At 69.1% G+C, this 20,361-nt stretch carries 17 protein-coding genes; 2 read left to right on the forward strand and 15 right to left on the reverse strand.

The window, feature by feature from the left end; genetic code table 11:
- Positions 1 to 4: 4 nt before the first annotated feature.
- Genes B7R24_RS09515 through B7R24_RS09540 form a run of 6 tightly spaced genes read right to left on the reverse strand, consistent with a single transcriptional unit; the run spans position 5 to position 4,604 of the window.
- The gene (locus B7R24_RS09515) at positions 5 to 1,294 is read right to left on the reverse strand and encodes an MFS transporter (RefSeq protein ID WP_253259377.1); all 1,290 of its coding nucleotides are present in this window, start codon (positions 1,292 to 1,294) and stop codon (positions 5 to 7) included.
- A complete protein-coding gene (locus B7R24_RS09520) occupies positions 1,291 to 2,220 on the reverse strand; it encodes a bifunctional riboflavin kinase/FAD synthetase (RefSeq protein ID WP_116418740.1) in 930 nt (309 codons plus the stop codon). The genes B7R24_RS09515 and B7R24_RS09520 overlap by 4 nt, the downstream gene beginning before the upstream one ends.
- On the reverse strand, positions 2,217 to 2,657 hold the full coding sequence (locus tag B7R24_RS09525) for a hypothetical protein (RefSeq protein ID WP_116418741.1): 441 nt from the start codon (positions 2,655 to 2,657) through the stop codon (positions 2,217 to 2,219). Before B7R24_RS09525 ends, B7R24_RS09520 begins: the two co-directional genes overlap by 4 nt.
- A 13-nt stretch (positions 2,658 to 2,670) precedes the next feature.
- Positions 2,671 to 3,039: a hypothetical protein gene (locus B7R24_RS09530; RefSeq protein ID WP_116418742.1), complete on the reverse strand. Its 369-nt coding sequence runs from the start codon at positions 3,037 to 3,039 to the stop codon at positions 2,671 to 2,673.
- Positions 3,040 to 3,052: 13 nt separating this feature from the next.
- Positions 3,053 to 3,967, reverse strand: a complete 915-nt coding sequence (gene truB, locus B7R24_RS09535) for a tRNA pseudouridine(55) synthase TruB (RefSeq protein ID WP_253259378.1) — start codon at positions 3,965 to 3,967, stop codon at positions 3,053 to 3,055.
- Positions 3,968 to 3,977: 10 nt separating this feature from the next.
- Complete coding sequence (locus B7R24_RS09540) at positions 3,978 to 4,604, reverse strand: hypothetical protein (RefSeq protein WP_116418744.1); 627 nt, start codon at positions 4,602 to 4,604, stop codon at positions 3,978 to 3,980.
- Between the two features lie 59 nt (positions 4,605 to 4,663).
- Here B7R24_RS09540 and B7R24_RS09545 point away from each other — a divergent pair, with 59 nt between their 5' ends.
- Together B7R24_RS09545 and B7R24_RS09550 are read left to right on the forward strand one after the other, a co-directional pair.
- Positions 4,664 to 5,539, forward strand: coding sequence for an A/G-specific adenine glycosylase (locus tag B7R24_RS09545; protein WP_116418745.1), 876 nt, complete (start codon positions 4,664 to 4,666; stop codon positions 5,537 to 5,539).
- Positions 5,540 to 5,635: 96 nt separating this feature from the next.
- Positions 5,636 to 6,628, forward strand: coding sequence for a ketopantoate reductase family protein (locus B7R24_RS09550; protein WP_116418746.1), 993 nt, complete (start codon positions 5,636 to 5,638; stop codon positions 6,626 to 6,628).
- Here the strand turns inward: B7R24_RS09550 and rbfA are convergent.
- The 9 genes from rbfA to B7R24_RS09595 all read right to left on the reverse strand — a co-directional run bounded on the left by rbfA (position 6,625) and on the right by B7R24_RS09595 (position 20,324).
- Positions 6,625 to 7,068: a 30S ribosome-binding factor RbfA gene (gene rbfA, locus B7R24_RS09555; protein ID WP_116418747.1), complete on the reverse strand. Its 444-nt coding sequence runs from the start codon at positions 7,066 to 7,068 to the stop codon at positions 6,625 to 6,627. The genes B7R24_RS09550 and rbfA overlap by 4 nt on opposite strands.
- A gap of 81 nt (positions 7,069 to 7,149) precedes the next feature.
- Positions 7,150 to 10,155 (reverse strand): translation initiation factor IF-2, encoded by a 3,006-nt coding sequence (gene infB, locus B7R24_RS09560; RefSeq protein WP_116418748.1) that lies wholly within the window; start codon positions 10,153 to 10,155, stop codon positions 7,150 to 7,152.
- 89 nt (positions 10,156 to 10,244) lie between these two features.
- Positions 10,245 to 10,502 carry a YlxR family protein gene (locus B7R24_RS09565; protein WP_116418749.1) on the reverse strand — a complete coding sequence of 86 codons (258 nt, stop codon included), beginning with the start codon at positions 10,500 to 10,502 and terminating at the stop codon, positions 10,245 to 10,247.
- Between the two features lie 66 nt (positions 10,503 to 10,568).
- On the reverse strand, positions 10,569 to 11,678 hold the full coding sequence (nusA, locus tag B7R24_RS09570; protein ID WP_116418750.1) for a transcription termination factor NusA: 1,110 nt from the start codon (positions 11,676 to 11,678) through the stop codon (positions 10,569 to 10,571).
- Between the two features lie 63 nt (positions 11,679 to 11,741).
- Positions 11,742 to 12,731: an NAD-dependent epimerase/dehydratase family protein gene (locus B7R24_RS09575; protein ID WP_116418751.1), complete on the reverse strand. Its 990-nt coding sequence runs from the start codon at positions 12,729 to 12,731 to the stop codon at positions 11,742 to 11,744.
- Positions 12,732 to 12,783: 52 nt separating this feature from the next.
- A complete protein-coding gene (locus B7R24_RS09580; RefSeq protein ID WP_216363667.1) occupies positions 12,784 to 15,684 on the reverse strand; it encodes an alpha/beta fold hydrolase in 2,901 nt (966 codons plus the stop codon).
- Complete coding sequence (locus tag B7R24_RS09585; RefSeq protein ID WP_116418752.1) at positions 15,684 to 16,709, reverse strand: 3-oxoacyl-ACP synthase III; 1,026 nt, start codon at positions 16,707 to 16,709, stop codon at positions 15,684 to 15,686. The genes B7R24_RS09580 and B7R24_RS09585 overlap by 1 nt, the downstream gene beginning before the upstream one ends.
- A 176-nt stretch (positions 16,710 to 16,885) precedes the next feature.
- Positions 16,886 to 18,652 carry a proline--tRNA ligase gene (locus tag B7R24_RS09590; RefSeq protein ID WP_116418753.1) on the reverse strand — a complete coding sequence of 589 codons (1,767 nt, stop codon included), beginning with the start codon at positions 18,650 to 18,652 and terminating at the stop codon, positions 16,886 to 16,888.
- A gap of 22 nt (positions 18,653 to 18,674) precedes the next feature.
- On the reverse strand, positions 18,675 to 20,324 hold the full coding sequence (locus B7R24_RS09595) for a trypsin-like peptidase domain-containing protein (RefSeq protein ID WP_172582777.1): 1,650 nt from the start codon (positions 20,322 to 20,324) through the stop codon (positions 18,675 to 18,677).
- Positions 20,325 to 20,361: the final 37 nt, after the last annotated feature.

Below are 20,361 nucleotides of genomic sequence, written 5' to 3' on the forward strand. Positions count from 1 at the left end.
AAGGCTACGCCGCCCGGCCCCGATCGGGCACCCAGTCGTCCTCGATGACGCGGGGGCGTGACACGACGCGAACGAACAACAGGATGACCAGGGCGCTGGTGAGCAGGAAGAGCAGCGGGGCCGTCCAGGCGCCGGTGAGCTGGTGCAGAACTCCCACCAGGAGGGGGCCTAGAGCGCCGATGAGGTACCCGAAGCCCTGCACGAAACCGCTCAGCGCCACCGCGCCCTTCTGCGTGCGGCTGCGCTTGTTGATGAGCAGCAGCGCGAGAGGGAAGAGCAGCGGCCCGGCTCCCGCGAAAGCGACCCAGAGCCACGGCAGGGTGGCCGGCACGAGAAGCAGCCCGAGGTAGCCGAGCACATAGACCGACACCCCGGCGATGATGATGCCGCTGACGTTCCGGAGCCGCGCCGCGATGATCGGGATGAGCAGCGATGCGGGGATGCCCATACCGGTGTAGAGCGAGAGCAACGCCCCCGCCCCCGCCTGGTCGACCCCCGCGACATCCGTCAGTATCTCGGGCAGCCAGGCGAAGCACGCGTAGGAGTTCAGCGCGGTGATGCCGAACACCACACCCAGCCCCCGCGACAGGCTCGAGTGCCGTGCCCGACCGACCAGCTCGGCATCGGCTTCGGGCACCACGCCTTCTGAGGCCCGCGGGTCGGGCGCCCGCCGCCGATCGGCCGAGAGCAGCCGCACCCAGGGGATGAGCGCGACGAGGCCCAGGATGCCCCACATCCCGACCGCGAAACGCCACCCCGCCGCGTCGCTGACCGGCACAGCGACGAGCGGCGGCAGCAGAGCGAACAGGGCCATCACCGTGGCGTAGAGCGCCGTGACCAGCCCGATCCGGTCGGGGAAGTACTTCTTGACCATCGGAGGCAGCAGCACGTTGCCGACCCCCATGCCTGCGAACGTCAGCCCGCTCGCCGCGAGCAGCAGGGGGTACGAGCCGGCGAGGGCCCGCAGAGCGTCGCCCGCCACCATCGCTGCAAGGGCGAAGATCAGCAGGGACTCGACGCGCAGGTACCGCTGGAAGACGGGCGCGAGCAGCCCGAAGAGGGCGAAGCAGAGCGGCGGCAGCGTGCCGATGATTCCCACATCGAGGCTGGAGAGCGGGATGTCGCGGCCGATCTCGGTGAAGATCGGCGACAGCGCGGCCACCGCCGTGCGCAGGTTCATCGCGACCAGGATCACACCGAGAAGCGCCACCGTGCGGCCTGCCCAGAGCGGAACAGGCCGCGGCGCGACAGCATCCGGGCGCGGCGTGGCGGCCCGGCCGTCACCCGTCGTCACAGGATGCGCTTCCGCACCTGTTCGACGTCGTCCTTCATCTGCGCGATCAACGGTTCGATGCCTTCGTACTTGACCATTCCGCGAATGCGGCCCTCGAAGGCGATCAGAACCACATGACCGTAGAGGTCGAGGGTCTCATCGAGGACGAAGGCCTCGACCTGCTTCGGCGGCACGCCGTCGAAGGTGGGGTTGCTGCCCACCGAGATGGCCGCGGGGTACCTCGTGCCGTTGTCGGTCAGCCAGCCCGCATAGACGCCGTCGGCCGGAATGAGACCCTCCGACCTCGGCGACAGGTTCGCGGTCGGAAAGCCGAGCTCGCGCCCGCGCTTCGCGCCGTGCACCACCTCGCCCTGGATGGCCGGGGCGTGCCCGAGCAGCGCGGTCGCGGTCTGCACATCGCCCTCGCTGAGCAGCTCGCGGATCCAGGTCGATGACACCCGCCGGTCGGAGGTGGGCATCACATCGTCGATGATGCGCACCTCGAAGCCGTGGACCCTGCCCATCTCCTCCAGCAGCTGAACATCGCCCTCGCCGCGCAGGCCGAAGCGGAAGTCGCGGCCGACCAGCACCACGCGGGCCTTCAGACCGTGAACGAGGATGCGCTCGACGAACTCCGCTGGGCTGAGGAACGCGACATCCTGGTCGAAGGTCAGCATCAGCGTCGCGTCGAGACCCGTCTCGGCGAGCAGGTCGAGCTTCTGCTCGTTGCCCACCAGCGCGACCGGTGCGCGCTCGGGTGCGAGAAAGGCGAACGGGTGCCTGTCGAACGTGACAGCGGTCGAGACCAGGTTCTGCCGGGCGGCAACAGCGAGAAGCTCCCGGATGACCGCCCGGTGCCCCTCGTGAACCCCGTCGAACTTGCCGACCGTGATGGCCGAGGGCCCGAAGTCGGCGGGGATCTCGTCGACCGATGTGAAGACCTTCACCTCGCGACCACCGGACGGTTCTTCGAGAGCCAGAGCATGCCGAGCACCGGTAGCACCAGGGGAATGAAGAGGTAGCCCACGCCGTAGTACGACCACACCGATGCGTGGGCGAACAGCTCGGGCGCGACGACGCTGAGGGTACCGACCACGAGCACCCCGAGCATCTCGAACGAGATGGTCACCCACGCCACGCGGTACCACACGGCACCGCGGGCGACCAGCGCCACCGTGGCGACGATGTAGACCGCGGCCGACACGGCCGAGAGCGTGTACGCGAGCGGCGCCTCGTCGAACTGCTGGAGGATCTGTACCAGCGACCGGCCGAACGCCCCGAGGGCGAGGATGGCGTAGATGACGACGAGTACGCGACCGATACCGGCGATGCGGGGGCGCCTGGCCGACGCGGGCCCCGGCTCTGATGCAGATGTGGATGGCATGTCAGAGACCAGTTTAGACGCCCTGCACCAGCCAGATCGCGTTCATGCGGTAGACCATCACCGCGATGGCGAGGCAGGCGACCCCCAGGATGACCGTGCTCCACTTCGTGCGGTCGATAAGCGCCCAGAAGACCGCTGCTGCGGGCAACAGCAGGGCCGAGACGGCGTAGACGTAGAACTCCAGCACGTCTCCGCTCGCCGTGTTGCCGAAGGCGGGCGAGAGGAGGGCCACGACGAACTGGATGACCAGCAGAACCTCGACCAGGGCCGTCGACCCCAGCGTGAAGTCGTTCGGGGTGCGACCGGTGAAGCCGACGACGAGGCAGAACACACCCGCGAGCACAGCAATCGCGATCTGTACGTATGAGAACCACTCGATCATGCTGCAGCGCCCGTCATGAGACCGTGTCCGTGGGAAAATTGACGAGCACGCGGGTCGTGCCGTTCGAAAGCTCGACGAGCCCGATCAGCAGACCCTCGGGGTCGATGGCTGCGAGGGGTCCGGCGGTGTCGGGCCGGTCGAGGGCGACGCGCTTCCCGTTCCGCAGGTCGGCGGCCTGTTCGGCGTCGAGCGTCACCGTCGTGAACAGTCGATCGGCGATGGTGGCCGGGGCGACCAGGTCGCGTTCGGGTTCCACCTCCTCCAGGGTGTGCGCCTCGTCGATTCGAAAAGGCCCGATGCGGGTGCGTCGGAGTGCCACGAGGTGTCCGCCGACACCGAGCGCGTCACCGAGGTCGCGGGCGATCGCCCGGATGTAGGTTCCCGACGAACAGACCACCCGCACGCTCACGTCCCGGAACGCCGGGTCGGCCGAGGGTTCGCTCGCCAGCACGTCGATCGACGAGATCGTAACGGAACGGGCATCCAGAACCACCGTCTCGCCGCCGCGCACCCGGGCGTACGCGCGCTTGCCGTCGACCTTGATGGCGCTCACCGAACTCGGGCGTTGCCGCACCTCGCCCGTCTGGGCGGCCAGCCCCGCCACGATTCGCGCGTCGTCGACGGAGTCCATGGCTGCGGCAGAGGCGGTCTCGATGACCTCGCCCTCGGAGTCGTCGGTCGTGGTCGAGGCGCCGAGCCGGATGACCGCCTCGTACTCCTTGTCGAGACCGACGACGTAGGTGAGCAGGCGCGTCGAGCTGTTGACTCCCAGAACGAGCAACCCGGTCGCGAGCGGATCGAGCGTGCCGGCATGGCCGACCTTGCGGGTGCCGGCGAGGCGCCTCGTGCGGGCCACGACGTCGTGACTCGTCAACACCGGGGGCTTGTCGATGAGCAGGATTCCGCTGCGGCTGCTCGGTGACGTCACGTCGACAACGTTAGCAGCGGTCGGCGAAGAGCCTCTTCGGCTCCGCATCGTCGGCGACCGACACGATTGCGTCGCTCTGGATGCGCGGCTGCACCGCCGCCTGGTAGAGCTCGTCGGCGGCCAGCGCACGCGCATCGAGACCGGGAACGGCCGGGCCGCGGCCGGGCTCGAGGTAGACCACGAAGTTCGCCGTGCCCTTCAATTCAGGCCGCTGCAGGAAGGGCCCGTCGACGAGCAGGATGGCGTCGGCCGGGGCGGTCTTCCAGCGCGGCTCGAGCTGCTTGTCGCGTGACGCGTCGAAGCTCGCCGTCACGAAGGCGGCGCTGCCACCCATCCGGAACGGCTGCACCAGCACACGGCCGAAGGTGGCGTAGTCGAAGCGGTCGATGTAGAAGCCCTCAGGCGAGTCTGCGCCGCGCTGCTCGCGGGAGTCTCTCGGCAGCAGGAAGTCGTCGAGCGAGGCACGCACGACCGCGTGCCCCGCATCCCGCAGGGCGACGGCGAGATCGTCGGCGAACGCCCTCGTAGCGGTGACCCCGTCGACCGCCACCAGTCGCCGGCCGCGCGGGTAGTTGTGCGTGATCTCGGAGGCGAGAGCGGCCAGGAATTCACTGCGGGCGGTGGGCGGGTAGACCATGCCTCCAGTCTACGTTCGGCACACCCGTCACCCGGCGGTCGGCGGGTACCCTGGAACGGATGTCCCAGGCCGCCGTGATCTCCTCCACCCTGATCGCGTGGTTCGCCGAGAATGCCCGCGATCTGCCCTGGCGCCGACCCGGTTTCAGCGCCTGGGGAACGCTCGTCAGCGAGTTCATGCTGCAGCAGACACCGGTGGTCCGCGTCGTTCCGCGCCTCGAGCAGTGGCTCGAACGCTGGCCCACCCCGGCCGCCCTCACCGCCGAGCCGGCGGGCGAAGCGGTGCGGGCGTGGCAGTCCCTCGGCTATCCCCGTCGCGCGCTGTGGCTGCACGCGTCGGCGGTCGCGATCGTCGAACGTCACGGCGGAGCGGTTCCGCGGGCGGTGGAGGATCTGCTCGCCCTGCCCGGTGTGGGCGACTACACCGCCCGGGCCGTCGCAGCCTTTGCCTTCGGCGACCGGCATCCGGTGGTGGACACGAACATCCGCCGGGTGATCGCCCGCGCGGTGGACGGCCACGCTGAGCCCGGGCCGCCGAGCTCCCGAATCGACCTCGCCGCCATGGAGGCGCTGCTTCCCGGCGACCCGGTTGCGGCCCGTGCGTTCAACGGCGCCATCATGGAGCTCGGCGCCGTCGTGTGCACCGCCCGTGCGCCGCGGTGCGAAAACTGCCCGATCGCCACGGCGTGCCTCTGGCGCACGGCCGGCTATCCGCCTTTCGAGGGCCGGCGGAAGGTCTTGCAGAAGAAGTACGAGGGCTCCGACCGGCAGGTGCGGGGGCTGGTGCTCGCAGCGTTGCGCGCCCACGAAAGTGCAGTGCCGCGGGCCGTGGTCGAGGCCGTCTGGGAAGACGATGTGCAGCGCGACCGCGCTGTGGCAGGCTTGCTGGGCGACGGGCTGGTCGTCGAGACCCGTGCGGGGTACGCGCTGCCCTGAGAAGCCGCCGCGCCGCCACGCTGGGCTCCCGAGCCCACCCCTGCACCCCACCCCTGCACCCCACCCCACCCCACCCCACCCCCCGAGAGGACTTCCATGCAGATCGCCGTCATCGGCGCCGGAGCCATCGGCGGCACCATCGCCGCGCTGCTCGACGCGGTGGGCCACAGCGTCGAACTGACCGCGCGCGGGGAGCACCTGGCGCGCATCCGTGAGTCGGGCATCCGCCTCACCGGTGCATGGGGAACCCATGTCGCCCGGGTCACCGCGAATGAGACGCTCACGGTGCGCCCCGAACTGGCATTCGTGTGCACGAAGGCCCAGGATGCCCGTTCCGCGATCTCCGCGAACACCGATCTGCTTCGGGGCCTGCCCGTCGTCATTGTGCAGAATGGGCTCGAAGCGCTGGACACCGCCCGCGAAGCCCTCCCCGAGGCCGATTGGATCGGGGCCCTGGCGCTCTATGCGGCGAGCTACCTCTCTCCCGGCGAGATCTCGATCACCACGCCCGGCGTCACGTACCTCGGCTCAGGTCCCGGCGCGCCCTCCCCCGCGACGCGGGCGGTGCGGGCCACGCTGGGCGAGGTCATGCCGACCGAGGCGATTCCGAACTTCACGGGGGCGCAGTGGTCGAAGCTCATCGTGAACCAGGTGAACGCGATGCCCGCGATCACCGGGTTGAGCGCGCAGGAGACCCTCGAGCATCCCGCTCTTCGCCGCATCATCACGCGCAGTATGCGTGAGGCGGTCGGCATCGGGTTCGCGCGCGGCGTGCACTTCGGAAAGGTGCAGGGGCTCAGCGACCTGCGCCTCCGCGCCTTCGCACGGGCACCGCTCACGCTGGCCGAGCAGTTGCCGCTGCTGATGCGGCGGCGGATGGGCGACACCCCGAACCCGGGATCGACGCTGCAGAGCATCCGCCGCGGCCAGCTGACCGAGATCGACTACCTGAACGGTGCCGTGGTGAAGGAAGCGGCCGCCGCCGGTCGCGAGGCTCCCGTGAACGCGGCCCTGACGGCCCTCGTACACGAGGTCGAGCGCACGGGCGCGTTCCTCACCCCCGCCGCCGTCGCCCGCGCGGTGCCCTAGTCTTCCTCGTCGTCGGGGATGACGCGGGGTTTGACGTAGGGGTCGGCATGGCCGGCGTAGGCGGCCTGGCGGGCCAGGGTCTCGACCTCCGCATCGCGGTTGCGCGCCTCGGTCAGCAGGCTGTCGATGAGCTTCGCGTTCTCGGGGATGCCATCGGCGATGAACTCGAGCGACGGGGTGAGGCGTGAGGTGATGTTCTTGCCGACCTCGGTGCGCAGCATCCCGGTCGCCGACTTCAGCGCAGCGGCACTGTCGGCCCGCTCTTCGTCGGTGCCGTAGACCGTGTAGAAGATCGAGGCGTGCTGGAGATCGCCCGTGACCTTGACGTCGGTGATCGTCACGAAACCGATGCGCGGGTCTTTGATGCCGCGTTCGAGCTTCTTGGCGACGATGACCTTGATGCGGTCGGCGAGCTTGCGTGCTCTGGCTTCATCAACCATGACGCGTCCTTTCGTTACGAGTGAGGCGGGACATCCTGAACCAGAAGGAACCGGATGCCCCGCCGAGGGTACTGCTGATCGCTAGGTGCGCGGCTTCTCTTTCATCTCGATCGTCTCGATCTCATCGCCGATCTGGATGTCGTTGAACTTGCCGAGACCGATACCGGCCTCGAAGTCCGTACGAACTTCGGTGACGTCGTCCTTGAAGCGACGCAGCGACTCGATCGCCAGGCTGTCGCCGACCACGACGCCGTCGCGGATGACCCGCGCCTTGGCATTCCTCGTGATCGTGCCCGAGCGAACGATGACACCCGCGATGTTCCCGAACTTGGAGGAACGGAAGATCTCGCGGATCTCGGCCACACCCGACTGCACCTCTTCGAACTCGGGCTTCAGCATGCCCTTGAGCGAGTTCTCGATGTCTTCGAGTGCGTTGTAAATGACCGAGTAGAACCGCACGTCCACACCCTCGCGGGCCGCACGCTCGCGGGCCTTCGGGTCGGGGCGCACGTTGAACCCGATGATGATCGCGTTGTCGATCGTCGCCAGGTCGACGTCGGATGCCGTGACGGCACCGACACCGCGGTGGATGATGCGCAGCTGCACGCTGTCGTCGACCTCGATCTTGAGCAGCGACTCCTCGAGTGCTTCGACAGCACCGGAGACGTCACCCTTGATGATGAGGTTGAGCGACTCGACCTTGCCCTCTTCGAGAGCCTTGGTGAAGTCTTCGAGCGAGATGCGCTTGCGGGCACGGGCCAGCAGGGCGTTGCGCTCGACGGCCTCACGCTTCTCAGCGATCTGGCGGGCGGTGCGGTCTTCCTCGATGACGAGGAAGGTGTCACCGGCGCGCGGCACCGACGACAGTCCCTGCACCTGCACGGGGCGGGAGGGCGTTGCGGCCTGGACCGCGACTCCGTTCTCGTCGTGCATGGCACGGACCCGACCGTAGGCGGTGCCGGCGACGATCGCGTCTCCGACATGCAGCGTTCCCGACTGGATGAGCACGGTCGCAACCGCACCACGGCCCTTGTCGAGCTTCGCCTCGATGGCGACACCACGGGCATCCTTGTTCGGGTTGGCGCGCAGGTCGAGGCCCGCGTCTGCGGTGAGCAGAACGGCATCGAGCAGCTTGTCGATGTTCACATTGTTGCGAGCAGAAACATCGACGAACATCACGTCTCCGCCGTACTCCTCCGCAACCAGGCCGAACTCGGTGAGCTGCTGGCGCACCTTCGCCGGGTTGGCCCCGGGAACGTCGATCTTGTTCACGGCGACCACGATCGGCACATTGGCGGCCTGCGCGTGGTTCAGCGCCTCGATCGTCTGCGGCATGATGCCGTCGTCTGCCGCCACCACGAGAACCGCGATGTCGGTGACCTGCGCACCACGGGCACGCATGGCGGTGAACGCCTCGTGACCGGGTGTGTCGATGAAGGTGATGGCGCGTTCGATGCCCTCATGCTCGGCGACGACCTGGTAGGCACCGATGTGCTGGGTGATGCCACCCGCCTCACCGGCGACCACGTTCGCGTTGCGGATCGCGTCGAGAAGGCGCGTCTTACCATGGTCGACGTGACCCATGACGGTGACGACCGGCGGGCGGATCTCGAGCTCTTCATCGGTCTCTTCGGCGAGTTCTTCGTCGATGTCGATGTCGAACCCGAGCAGCAGCTCGCGGTCTTCGTCTTCGGGCGAGACCATCTGGATCTTGTAGCCGAGCTCGTCGCCGAGCACACCGAAGGTGGCCTCGTCGAGCGACTCTGTCGCCGTCGCCATCTCACCGAGGTGGAACAGCACGGTCACCAGGTTGCCCGGGCTCGCGTCGATCTTGTCGGCGAAGTCGGTGATGGATGCTCCACGGCGCAGACGCACGATGGTCGACCCGTCGCCGCGGGGCACACTCACGCCACCGAGCGACGGAGCCTCTCTGAGCTCGAATTCTGCTCTCTTCGTACGCTTCGACTTGCGCGCCTTGGCACGCCCGCCACCACGACCGAAGGCACCTGCGGTACCACCGCCGGGACCACGGCCACGGCCACCGGCACCACCCGCGGGGCGGGGTGCACCGAACGTGTTGCCGGGAGCGGCACCCGGGGCGCCACCGGGACGGAACCCACCGGCGCCGGCCGGGCGAGCACCACCGGCACCGCCGGGACGGAACCCTCCGGCACCGGCCGGACGGGCGCCGAAGCCACCGGGGCGGTTGCCCTGGCCGGCTCCACCCGGACGCGGAGCGCCGGGGCGGGGTGCACCCGGGCGCGGGGCACCGGGACGCGGAATGTTACTGGGGGCAGAGCTGCCGCCGGCCGGTGCGCCGGGACGGGCGCCTGCGGCCGGAGCCGCACCCATTCCCTGCTGGCTGGCGAACGGGTTGTTGCCCGGGCGCGGTGCGCTGCCGGGGCGCTGCATGCCCTGGCTCGACGCGAACGGGTTGTTGCCGGGGCGCGGTCCGCCGGGGCGTGCCGCGCTGCCGGGGCGCGGGGCCGAGCCGTCGGTCGGGGCCGCTGTGTCGGTGGCGCCCGCTACGGGTGCACCGGGCGTGGCGGATGCCGCGGCGGGGGTCGACGACGGAGCCGCCGGCGCCTGGCCGCTGTTCGCGGGCGCCTCCGCGGAGGGGGTCGGGGTGGCCGGGGCCGGGATCGCTGTGCGTGACGACTGGCTGGTCGGCGGAACCATCGCACCCGAGCGGCCCGGGCTGACCGCGGTGCGCGGCGCGGGAGCGCTCGATGACCCGCCGGAAGCGGGCGTCGAGGGCGCGGGCGCCGACGACGAGGTGGCTGGGGCTGGAGCCGAGGGCGCCGAGGGTGCCGGAGCCTTGGGTGCTGCGGGACCGGGACGGCCACCACCCGGACGAACGGCGGTAGCCGTCGCGGTGGCGGTGGATGATGCGCCGGGGACGCTCGCTCCGGCCGAGGCCTTCGCGCTCTCCTGCTGCAGCGCCTCTTTCAGGCGACGGGCAACGGGGGGTTCGATACTTGACGAAGGTCCCTTGACGAACTGGCCCATCTCTTTGAGCTTCGCCAGGGCGACCTTGCTGTCGACGCCGAGTTCGCTTGCGATCTCGTGTACGCGTGGTTTTGCCACAATTCTCCTTGTTCGGGCCGTGACCCCGAACAGGGACGGCCTTATTTGCTGGCGGAACTCATTTCGAGCCGCTCATCAGTTGGCGTTCATTACTTGTTCACAGTGGCGTTCAGCCTTGTCTCTAGTTCGGAAATGTCGAGTTGCTTGTCAGTACGCAACGCCCGGCCGAAGGCCCGACGTTTCACGGCGTTCTGAAAACACTGTGTGCTCGCATGCAGGTACGCACCGCGGCCCGGCAACACGCCCGCGTCATCGACGACGAGCAGTGATTCTGGGGCCACGACCCTGAGGAGGGACGATTTCTCGGCGCGTGCTCGGCAACCGACGCACGTTCTTACGGGTTCCATTCTAGCACCGCCAAATTTTGATCTGTCGGTCTCCACGCCGTCGATACTGGCGAATGGATGTTTCGACTAGTCATCCTCGAGGATCGAGTCGGGCTGGATGTCGATCTTCGCGCCGGTGAGTTTGGCGGCGAGACGGGCGTTCTGCCCCTCTTTGCCGATGGCGAGCGAGAGCTGGTAGTCGGGAACGAGGGCACGCACAGCCTTCAGCGAGGCGTCGATCACGAACGAGCTCGTCACCTTCGCGGGTGAGAGCGCGTTGGCGACGAAGGTCGGCAGGTCATCCGAATAGTCGACAATGTCGATCTTCTCGTTGCCGAGCTCATTCGTCACGGCGCGCACGCGCTGGCCGAGTTCGCCGATGCAGGCGCCCTTGGCATTGATGCCGGACTCGGTCGCGCGAACCGCGATCTTGGTGCGGTGGCCGGCCTCGCGGGCGAGCGACACGATCTCGACGACCCCGCTCGCGATCTCGGGAACCTCGAGGGCGAACAGCTTGCGAACCAGTGACGGGTGCGTGCGGGACACCGTGATCTGCGGGCCCTTCAGACCACGCGCAACCGCCGTGACATAGACGCGGATGCGGTTGCCGTGCGTGTAGGTCTCACCGGCCACCTGCTCCTCGGGAGGCATGATCGCCTCCACCGTGCCGAGATCGACGTGGATCATGCGCGGGTTCGGCCCCTGCTGGATGACGCCGGCGACGATGTCACCCTCACGGCCCTTGAACTCGCCGAGCACGGCGTCGTCGGCGATGTCGCGCAGGCGCTGGTTGATGACCTGCTTCGCAGCGAACGCAGCGATGCGGCCGAAGTCGCTCGGGTTGTCTTCACTCTCGCCGATGACCATTCCGTCGTCGTCGAGCTCGGGCACGAAGATGCTCACGTGGCCCGTCTTGCGATCCAGGTGCACGCGGGCCTTGGCGGCATCCGTGTGCGCGGGCGGCGTGTGCGCCGCGGGCTCCTGGTCGGGGCGCACCGCGTGCGAGCGCACGGCGCCGGAGCGGTCTGCACCGCGGTCGCCGCCGCGCGCTCCCGCGGGCGGGGCGACATGCTCGGCCTGGCCGGTGTGCTTCAGGTAGGCGGTGAGGATCGCCTGTTCGATGATCTGCACAAGCTCTTCAAAGGGAATCTCGCGTTCGCGTTCCATGAGCTTGAGCACGCTGAGGTCGATGTCCACGGCCGGCCTCCTTCTTTTACGTATTCAGTTGATGTGGCACGCAGATCCATGATCTGCAACTCCCTAGAATAGCCGATCGGCCGGTGCCGTGGCATACCAGAGGCGAAGCCTCTCGATCCCCGCGTCGAGGCTGACGCTCGGCTGCCAGGCCAGGGCTGCCCGGGTCTCGCGCTGGTCGTACCAGTGCGAGGTCGAGAGCTGCTCCGCCAGGAAGCGGGTCATCGGGGGTTCGTCGGCACCCGGATGCACGGACCACACACGCTCGATGAGCCCGCCGGCACCCCGTGCCACGGCTGCGGGAACACTCCACGCGGGCGCAGGAACCCCGGCCGCGCCGCAGATGGCCGCCAGCAGCTCGGCGACCGTGCGCGGCTCCCCGTTCGTGACCACGAACGACCGTCCGTGAACCTCGGCAGCGCGGTCGAGTGCAGCGGCGATGGCCGAGGCGGCATTGTCGACGTAGGTGGTGTCGATGAGCGCGAGTCCGCCGCCGAGCAACGGCAGCCGGCGGCGGCGGGCCCGCTCGACGACCCGCTCGATCAGCTGGGTGTCGCCCGGACCCCACACGATGTGCGGGCGTACCGCCACCACACTGAATCCGGGCCCGTCGGCCTCGAGGGCGAGCAGTTCGGCCGCCGCCTTCGAACGCGCGTACTCCCCGCGGGCCCGTGCAGGGTCGGCCGCCCGTGCACCATCCCCCACGATCGACAGCCCCGCGTGCGCGACCGAAGGCGACGAGACCATCACGAAGCGATGAGCTCCCGCCCGGCGCGCGGCCTCGACGAGGGTCCGGGTTCCCTCGACGTTGACCGCGTTGAACTCCTCAGCGCGGCCCGCGAACGACACCTTCGCCGCGAGATGGATGACCGCGTCGACGCCCTCGACCGCCGCCGTCACGGCACCGCGGTCGGTCACGGAGCCCCGGGCATCCTGCACCCCCTCGATGCTCGAGGCACCGCGCTGGAAGGTGCGCACAGCGTGGCCCGACTCGAGCACGGTGCGGGCGACGGTGCGGCCGAGCATCCCGCTCGCCCCGGTGACGAGCACCCTCACCGCGCATCCGTCCCGGGGTCGAGGAACATCGGCCCGGTCATTCCGCCGAGGGTCACGGCCTCTGCCGCCGACCGCCGGCCAGGACCGCCGCGGCCCAGACAGCCAGAGCGCTGCGGTCGATCTTCGAGTTGTGGCGGATGTCGGTGGGCAGCTCGGCGACCACCAGCACGGCGACGACGTCGACTCCGGATACACGGCGAACCTCGGCCGCGAGCTCGGGCGCGGCGACGGTGACGGGCCGACGGGTGCGTCTGCGGGTGGGCTCGGTGGGCTCGGTGGGCTCGACGACGGCGACGACCTGCTGGGTGCCGCGGGGGCCGACGCCGACGAAGGCCGCGCGGCGCACACCCGGCAGGCGTTCGGTGGACTGTTCGGGGCCGACGGGGGTCAGGATGCCCGTGGCCGTGGTGATCACGTGTGGCAGGCGGCCCTCGACCCAGAGTCGTCCGCGGGAGTCGAAGCGTCCGACGTCGCCGGTGCGGTGCCAGCGCTGGGCGGTGCGGGGAGGTGCGGCGGTGCGGGGCCGTGCGGCGGCGCTGGGCGTGCCGCGGGTGGCCTCGCGGTCGGTCAGCCAGAGCTGGTCGTAGTGGTCTTTGAGGTGGGCAGCGGAGACGACGATCTCTCCGGTGACGCCGGGTTCGGTGGAGAGCGGGCCGGATGCGACGCCGAGTTCGTCGAGGGCGCTCAGACGCAGCTCGACTCCGTCGACGGGGGTGCCGACGCAGACGCCCACAGGGGCGGGTGGCGCGCCTGACTCCCCCGCTGCCTCTGCCTCAGCCTCAGCCTCAGCCTCCAGGATCTGCTCGAGGGTGATGTCGGTCATCAGCAGGCCCTCGGTCATGCCGTACGGGGTGTGGATGCTGGCGGAAGGCACCAACGCCTGCACCCGCTGCAGGAGCGGGGCGGGCAGTGGCGCACCTGCTGAGAGCAGCGTCGTCACGCGGCCGAGGGCCGTGCGCTCGGCGGTGGTCAGGGCATCCGGCGTCGCGAGAACGTTCCGCAGGGCGGCGGGCGAGGCGAACGCGACCGTGGCGTCGACCGCCTGCGCCGCCTGGGCGAAGGCGTGGGCGGTGAGGGTCTTGGGTGAAGTGACGTTCATCGCCGGGGTGACCGACGTGGCTCCGAGCGCCGGGCCGAGCAGCGCGAACGGCGCGAACCCGGCGACGAGCCCCGTGCCCGGCCCGATGTCGTACCGGGCGCGCAGCACTTCCACCAGTGCGCTCAACTGCCGGTGCGTGTACACGACACCCTTGGCGGGCCCTGTCGACCCCGAGGTGAAAAGGATCGCGGCGACCGTGTCGGCGATGGCTTCCGCAGGGCCTTCCGCGGAGGCCTCCGCCTCCTCCTCACCCGCGCCGACCCCGACCGTGGAGGCAGGGCTCCGCGCGAGGTCGGGCCCGCGGAGCGGGGCGGCGGTCGCGGCGCCGAGGCGCACCAGCTGCGGGAGGGAGCGGGTGACGCCGAGGGCTGCGGCGACCGGCGACGGGAGTGTCGTCGTGGAGATCTTCTGGCCGGGCCAGCCGAGGGTGCGGGCGGCGGCCAGCGCGGTCCCGATGCCGATGATGTGGTCGGGGCGGGCGCCGCGCACGGCGCGGCCGAGACCGGCGAGACCGAGCCCGGCATCGGCGACCACGACGACGGCTCCTAGGCGCAGGCAGGCGTAGAGCACCGCGGTGAGATCGGCGCCCGGCGGAACCAGGAGTGACACCCGGTGCCCGCGCTTCACCCCAGACGCTGCGAGCCCGGCAGCGACGTCGTCGACGCGGCGCGCGAGCAGACGCCAACTGACGGTACGGATGCCGCTCCGCCGCGGGGCGCCCCGCGGCGCCATCTCGACGACGGCCGCGGAAGAGTCGTCGAAGCGCTCGTCGAGGGTGGCCCACAGCGGCCGGAACGCGGGCTCCGCAGTGTGGGGAGCCGGCGAATCGGGCACCTCGGTCAGTGCAGCAGCCGTCGCCTTGCCCGGCACCGTGAAATTGTCGGCCAGCCAGGCCAGCATCATCGGCGCCACGGGCACGTCTTCGCCCACCAGGTGACCGGCCTTCTCGAAGCGGGTCACGTCGGCGTGCGGCAGACGGCGCAGCAGGTCGCCGAGATAACGGTCGCTGAAGACCGTGTCGCGAGGGCCCCAGAGCATCAGCGCCGGCACCGTGAGACGCGCCACGGCCGATGACACCCGGCGGAGTTCGGCGAAGCTCCGGTGCGAGGCGTCGACCGGGATATCCGCGACGAATGCACCGATGCCGGCTCGGCGAGCTGTCGACCGATAAGGAGCGCGAAAGGCCCGCCGAACATCCGGAGCCAGCGCCGGATGTGCAATCGCCAGCGTCGTATCGAGGAACGCTGTCGTTCGCACGGTGCTGGCGGCCAGGAGCGATCGCTGCAGCACGAGGCGCAGGGCGGCCGGCAGCGGTGCGTTCTCGGGCTGGTGAACAGCGGTGTTGAGCAGCATCACCCCCGCCAGCAGCTCAGGATGATCGACCGCCCAGCCGAGCGAGACCACACCGCCCCAGTCGTGGCCCAGCGTGACGACCGGGCCGCCAACGCTGAGCGCGTCCGTCAGTGCTCCGAGGTCGGCGACGCGCTCAGGGAGGCTGCGATCGACGCCGGTGCGTTCGGAGAAACCCATGTCGAGCTGGTCGACAGCGATGACCCGCCAGACGGGATGCTCCGCTTCACCGCTGAGCGCAGCATCCGTCGCCGCCGCCAGCACCGACCGCCAGAGGTACGACCAGGTGGGGTTACCGTGCACCGCCAGGATGGTGCCGGTCGGCGTGCGCCCGGCCTCCTCGAGCAGCCCGAGGTTGTCGAGCAGATGCCAGGTGCGGGACACTCCCGCCGAGTCTGGAGCCGTCACCAGCCGGGACCACCGCTCGTCGAGGCCCGGGAACTCCCCGGACGGTCCGTGACTGTGCGGCAGTGACGCCGGTTCGAGCGTGGGCTTCGGGCTCACTACCAGACGATCTCGGTCATGGCCGTGTTGATGCCCGACCCGACCCCCATGCAGAGCACACGGTTGCCCTTGACGAGCTTCGACGACTCCAGCGCCAGAGTCATCGGCAGCGAGGCCGGGCCGACATTGCCGAGTTCGGGGTAGGTGAGCGGAATCTTCTGGCGGTCGAGCTTGGCGGCCTTGACGATCGAATCGGTGTGTACGTCAGAGACCTGGTGGAGGATGTAGCGGTCCATCTTCTGCCAGTCCCACGAGCCCTTGGCCTCTTTCCAGGCCTCGACGACCAGAGCCATGCCGCCCGCCAGCAGTTCCTTGGTGTGGGTGAACATGCCGTCCTTGTCGCCGACGCAGAGCAGGTGGTGCTCGGTGCCGGCCCGAGAGATGCCGCCCATGATGCGGTGGCCTTCGGGATGCTTGTCGGCCGGGCCGAGCACGGCCGCCGCGGCGCCGGAACCCAGCGTCAGCGACGCGAATTCATTCACGAAGTCCTTGCGCGAGATGCCCGGCTGAGAGAGGCGGTGGATCGTGTTGGCCTGGATCTCGTTCGAGTCTTCACCGTCGACGATCACGGCGTACTTGATCTGGCCGGAGTCGATCATCTGCGACGCGAGCGTCATACCGTTCACGAAACCGAGGCACGCGTTCGTGATGTCGAAGTTCATCGCCGACGACGGCAGGCCGAGGGCGTGGTGGATGCCCACCGCCACACTCGGTTCCAGGTGCTTGCGGGTGACCGACGTGTTGATCAGCAGGCCGACGTCTTTCGGGTCGACGTTCGCTTCGCGGAGGGCCTCGCCCGCGGCTCCGGCGGCGGCCTCGTCGAAGGTGCCCGTGTCGTCCCAATTGCGGCGGGAGATGACACCGGCGACCCGCTGCAGGAGGCCCGTGGGCAGACGGAGGCGCGTGAGGGCCTCTGCCAGACGGATGTCGATCTCCTCAGACGTCACCACGAGCGGCGCGAGTCGCGCTTTCACCGCGAGCAGAGCGGAGTTCTGATGCCGAAAAGTGGCATTCGATTCAGTCAATGGAGTCCTTCATACGCGCTGTGCAGATACGCCTCGTGCAGCCGACCTGTGGCGGCACATCGATCAAGTCTAGGTTGAGCTGGTTGTGAGTTGCCCCACGGAGGTACCGATTCCCGTCGGGGGTCTCGGCGTGCTAGGGCGCCGGGCGCCCGTCTGAGGGCCCGGAGCGGCTCTACTCAGAGCGCGGCGACGACCCCGTCGAGGGCCACTTCGACCCGGTCGCCCGTCGTGCGGTTCCACACCTCGACGGTTCCGTCGGCCACGCCGCGGCCCACGATCACGATGCGCGGAACGCCGATCAGCTCGGCGTCGCGGAACTTCACCCCCGGTGAGACCTTGGGGCGGTCGTCGAAGAGCACGTCACGACCGGATGCCTCGAGATCGGCGACGATGTTCTCTGCGGCCGCATAGACGGCCGGGTCTTTACCCGTGGCGACCACGTAGACGTCGAAGGGTGCGACGGCCTTGGGCCAGATCAGCCCCTTGTCGTCGTTGTTGAGCTCGGCGATGATCGCGAGAATGCGCGTCACACCGATTCCGTACGAACCCATCGTCACGGTGACGAGTTTGCCGTTCTCGTCGAGCACCTTGAGCCCGAGCGCCTCGGCATACTTCCGACCGAGCTGGAAGACGTGCCCGATCTCCATGCCGCGTGCAGTCTCGATGGGGCCAGAACCGTCGGGCGCGGGGTCGCCGTCTCGAACATCCGCGACCTCGACGAAGCCGTCGGCCGTGAAGTCCCGCCCGGCAATGAGCCCGAACACGTGCTTCTCGGCCTCGTTCGCTCCGGTGATCCACGGCGTTCCCGTCACGACGCGGGGGTCGAGCAGGTACCGGATGCCGGTGGTGGACTCCTCGCCCAGCACAGGCTTCTCGCCGCCCTCGACCCAGGGGCCGATGTAGCCCTTGATAAGACCGGGGAACTTCGCGAAGTCGTCATCGTTGGCCGGCTCGACCTCGGCGGGCTGGAACGCCACCTCGGCCCGCTTCAGGTCGGCATCACGGTCGCCGGGCATGCCCACGACGACGAGCTCGCGGGTTCCGTCGAGCTGGGTGACCGCCAGAACGACGTTCTTGAGCGTGTCGGCCGCCGTCCATTCGCGACCGTCGGCCCGAGGCTGCCCGGCGTTGGCAAGAGCGACGAGGCTCTGGATGGTCGGGGTGTTCGGCGAGTCGAAGACGGTGGGTGCGGGCAGAGCCTCGGTGGGCAGCGCTGCGGGCACCAGCGTGGTGAACGCCTCGACGTTCGCGGCGTACCCACCCGCAGAGCGCACGAAGGTGTCTTCGCCGACGGGTGTGGGGTGGAGGAACTCCTCGCTCTTCGAGCCACCCATCGCGCCGGCGTCGGCCTTCACGATGACGTACTCGAGGCCCAGACGGGTGAAGATTCGCTCGTAGGCATCACGCTGCGCCTGGTAGGAGACATCGAGCCCGGCATCGGTGTAGTCGAAGGAGTACGCGTCTTTCATCGTGAACTCGCGGCCGCGGAGGAGGCCAGCACGGGGTCGCGCTTCGTCGCGGTACTTGTCCTGGATCTGGTAGATCGAGAGAGGCAGGTCTTTGTAGCTGTTGTAGAGGTCTTTGACGAGAAGGGTGAAGACCTCTTCGTGGGTGGGGGCGAGAACGTAACCGACACCGCGGCGGTCGGCGAGGCGGAACATGCCGTCGCCGTAGTCGACGTAGCGACCGGTGACCTCGTAGGGCTCCTTCGGGAGCAGGGCCGGAAAGTGAACCTCGTGCGCCCCGGCTGCGGTCATCTCGTCGCGGATGATCGCCTCGATCTTCGCCTTCACGCGGAGGCCGAGGGGCAGCCACGCGAAGATCCCCGGTGCCTGACGGCGGATGTAACCGGCCCGCACGAGCAGGCGGTGGCTGGTCACCTCGGCATCGGAGGGGTCTTCGCGGAGGGTCTTCAGAAAGTAATTGGTGAGGCGAGTAGGCACCGGAACAGTCTATTGCGGCGGGCTAGGGCGTCGCGGCGGAGGGCTCATGGCCCTGCGTGAGCGAGCCGTGGCCTGCCGCCTGCGCCGGGACGGCCTGGCCGCACCCCGTGCAGAACCGGTTGCCCGCTGCCAGTGTGTTGCCACAGTTCGCGCAGTGCAGCTCGGCGGCCGGCGGAGGCGTGGGTTGCGGGGTCGGGGTGGGAGGGGCTGGTGCTGGCGCTGGTGCTGGGGCTGGGGCATACGTGGGTGTCACCGCCACCTGCGATGGGGTTTCGGGCCCGACCGGTCCGGTTGCAGGGCCCGTCGTCTGCTGCTCGCGCTGGCGGCGGCGCTTGGCGGCGCTTCGCACAACGAGGAGGATCACGAGACCCACCACCAGCAGGAGGAACACCGCGACACCGATGATCACCCAGATCACCCAGCCGGTCGTGTTCTCCTGTGGGAAGGCCGCTGTCGCCTTGGACTGGTACTGCTGGGCGATCGCGTTGTCGGGGTTGGCCGAGAGGGCCTTACCGAGATCGGCAGCGGCTGCGTGGTACTTGCCCGAGAAGTACTCGTCGAGCCCGAGACGGAAGCTCTTGTCTGCGTCGGTCAGTTCGACCTTCACGCCATTTCGCGACAGGAGTGCCGTGATGGTCTCCCGCGCGGCGGCGAAATTCAGCTGCTGGGTGTCGCCGGAGGGGCCGAAGCTGATCGTGCCGACGACCTCGCCGCTGGCGTTGATGACAGGCCCACCGCTCATTCCCGGGCTCATCGTCACGCCGATCTGGGTGAACGGACCACCATCGGTCTGCTGGCGCCCGCTGACCTGGCCGACGGCGAACGTCGGCTGGGGGTTGCCGCTGACGAGGTCGGTCACGTTGCCCGGGTAGCCGATGGCATTGACCTGCTGGCCTGTGGCGGGGTCGTCTTGGGCGACGCTCAGCATCGGCAGCGGGGTGGGTGTGTCGATCTTGAACAGTGCCACATCGCCCTGGCTGATGGGCCGGTCATCCTGCAGCACGGCGGTGTAGCTGGTGGAGTCGTCGTTCGAGATCGTGATGGCGGGATAGACCTTCATCGCCAGCACCGGCGGCTCCCCTGTCTTCTGCCCCTCGACCGGCCAGGCCTCCTCGGCGCCGGCGGCGATGTAGGCCTGCGCCTCCTCCTGGGTGATGTCGCCGTTGTCGATCTCGTTCGAGAGGAACTGGTCGACGAGGGCGGTCTTGCCCTCCGCGACATCCGCACAGTGACCGGCCGTCACGACGTAGCCCTCGGAACCGGCGATGAAACCGCTGCAGCTGAAGGAGGAGTCGACCTCGTCTGACCAGGCCGTCGTTCCGTCGGGGAGGGGAAAGTTCACGAATCCCGACCACGTTCCGCTGAGGTACACCGTACCCGCCTCGCCGAGCGCGGCGAGCTGCTCCTGCCCGAGACCGGGGGCCGGCTCTGCGACGGCCAACACCCCGGAAGAAGGCACCGCAGAGCCAGACATCGCAGAAGAAGACATCGCAGAAGAAGACAGCCCAGAGTCCGACAGCGCAGAGGCCGACGACACCGGGCCGACAACCGATCCGGAGCCGGCCATCAGCAGCCCGAGAGCCGCACCGCCGACCGCCAGGAGCCGCAGCCCCGGATTGTGCGCTGCCCCGGGGCGCCCCTGGGCATCCGCAGTACCTGTTCGTGTCTTCACGCTGCACCGACCTCTCATCTCGATGAGTGAGAGAATA

This window comes from Subtercola boreus (genome assembly GCF_003399645.1).
In the GTDB taxonomy this organism is placed as follows: Bacteria; Actinomycetota; Actinomycetes; order Actinomycetales; family Microbacteriaceae; genus Subtercola; species Subtercola boreus_A.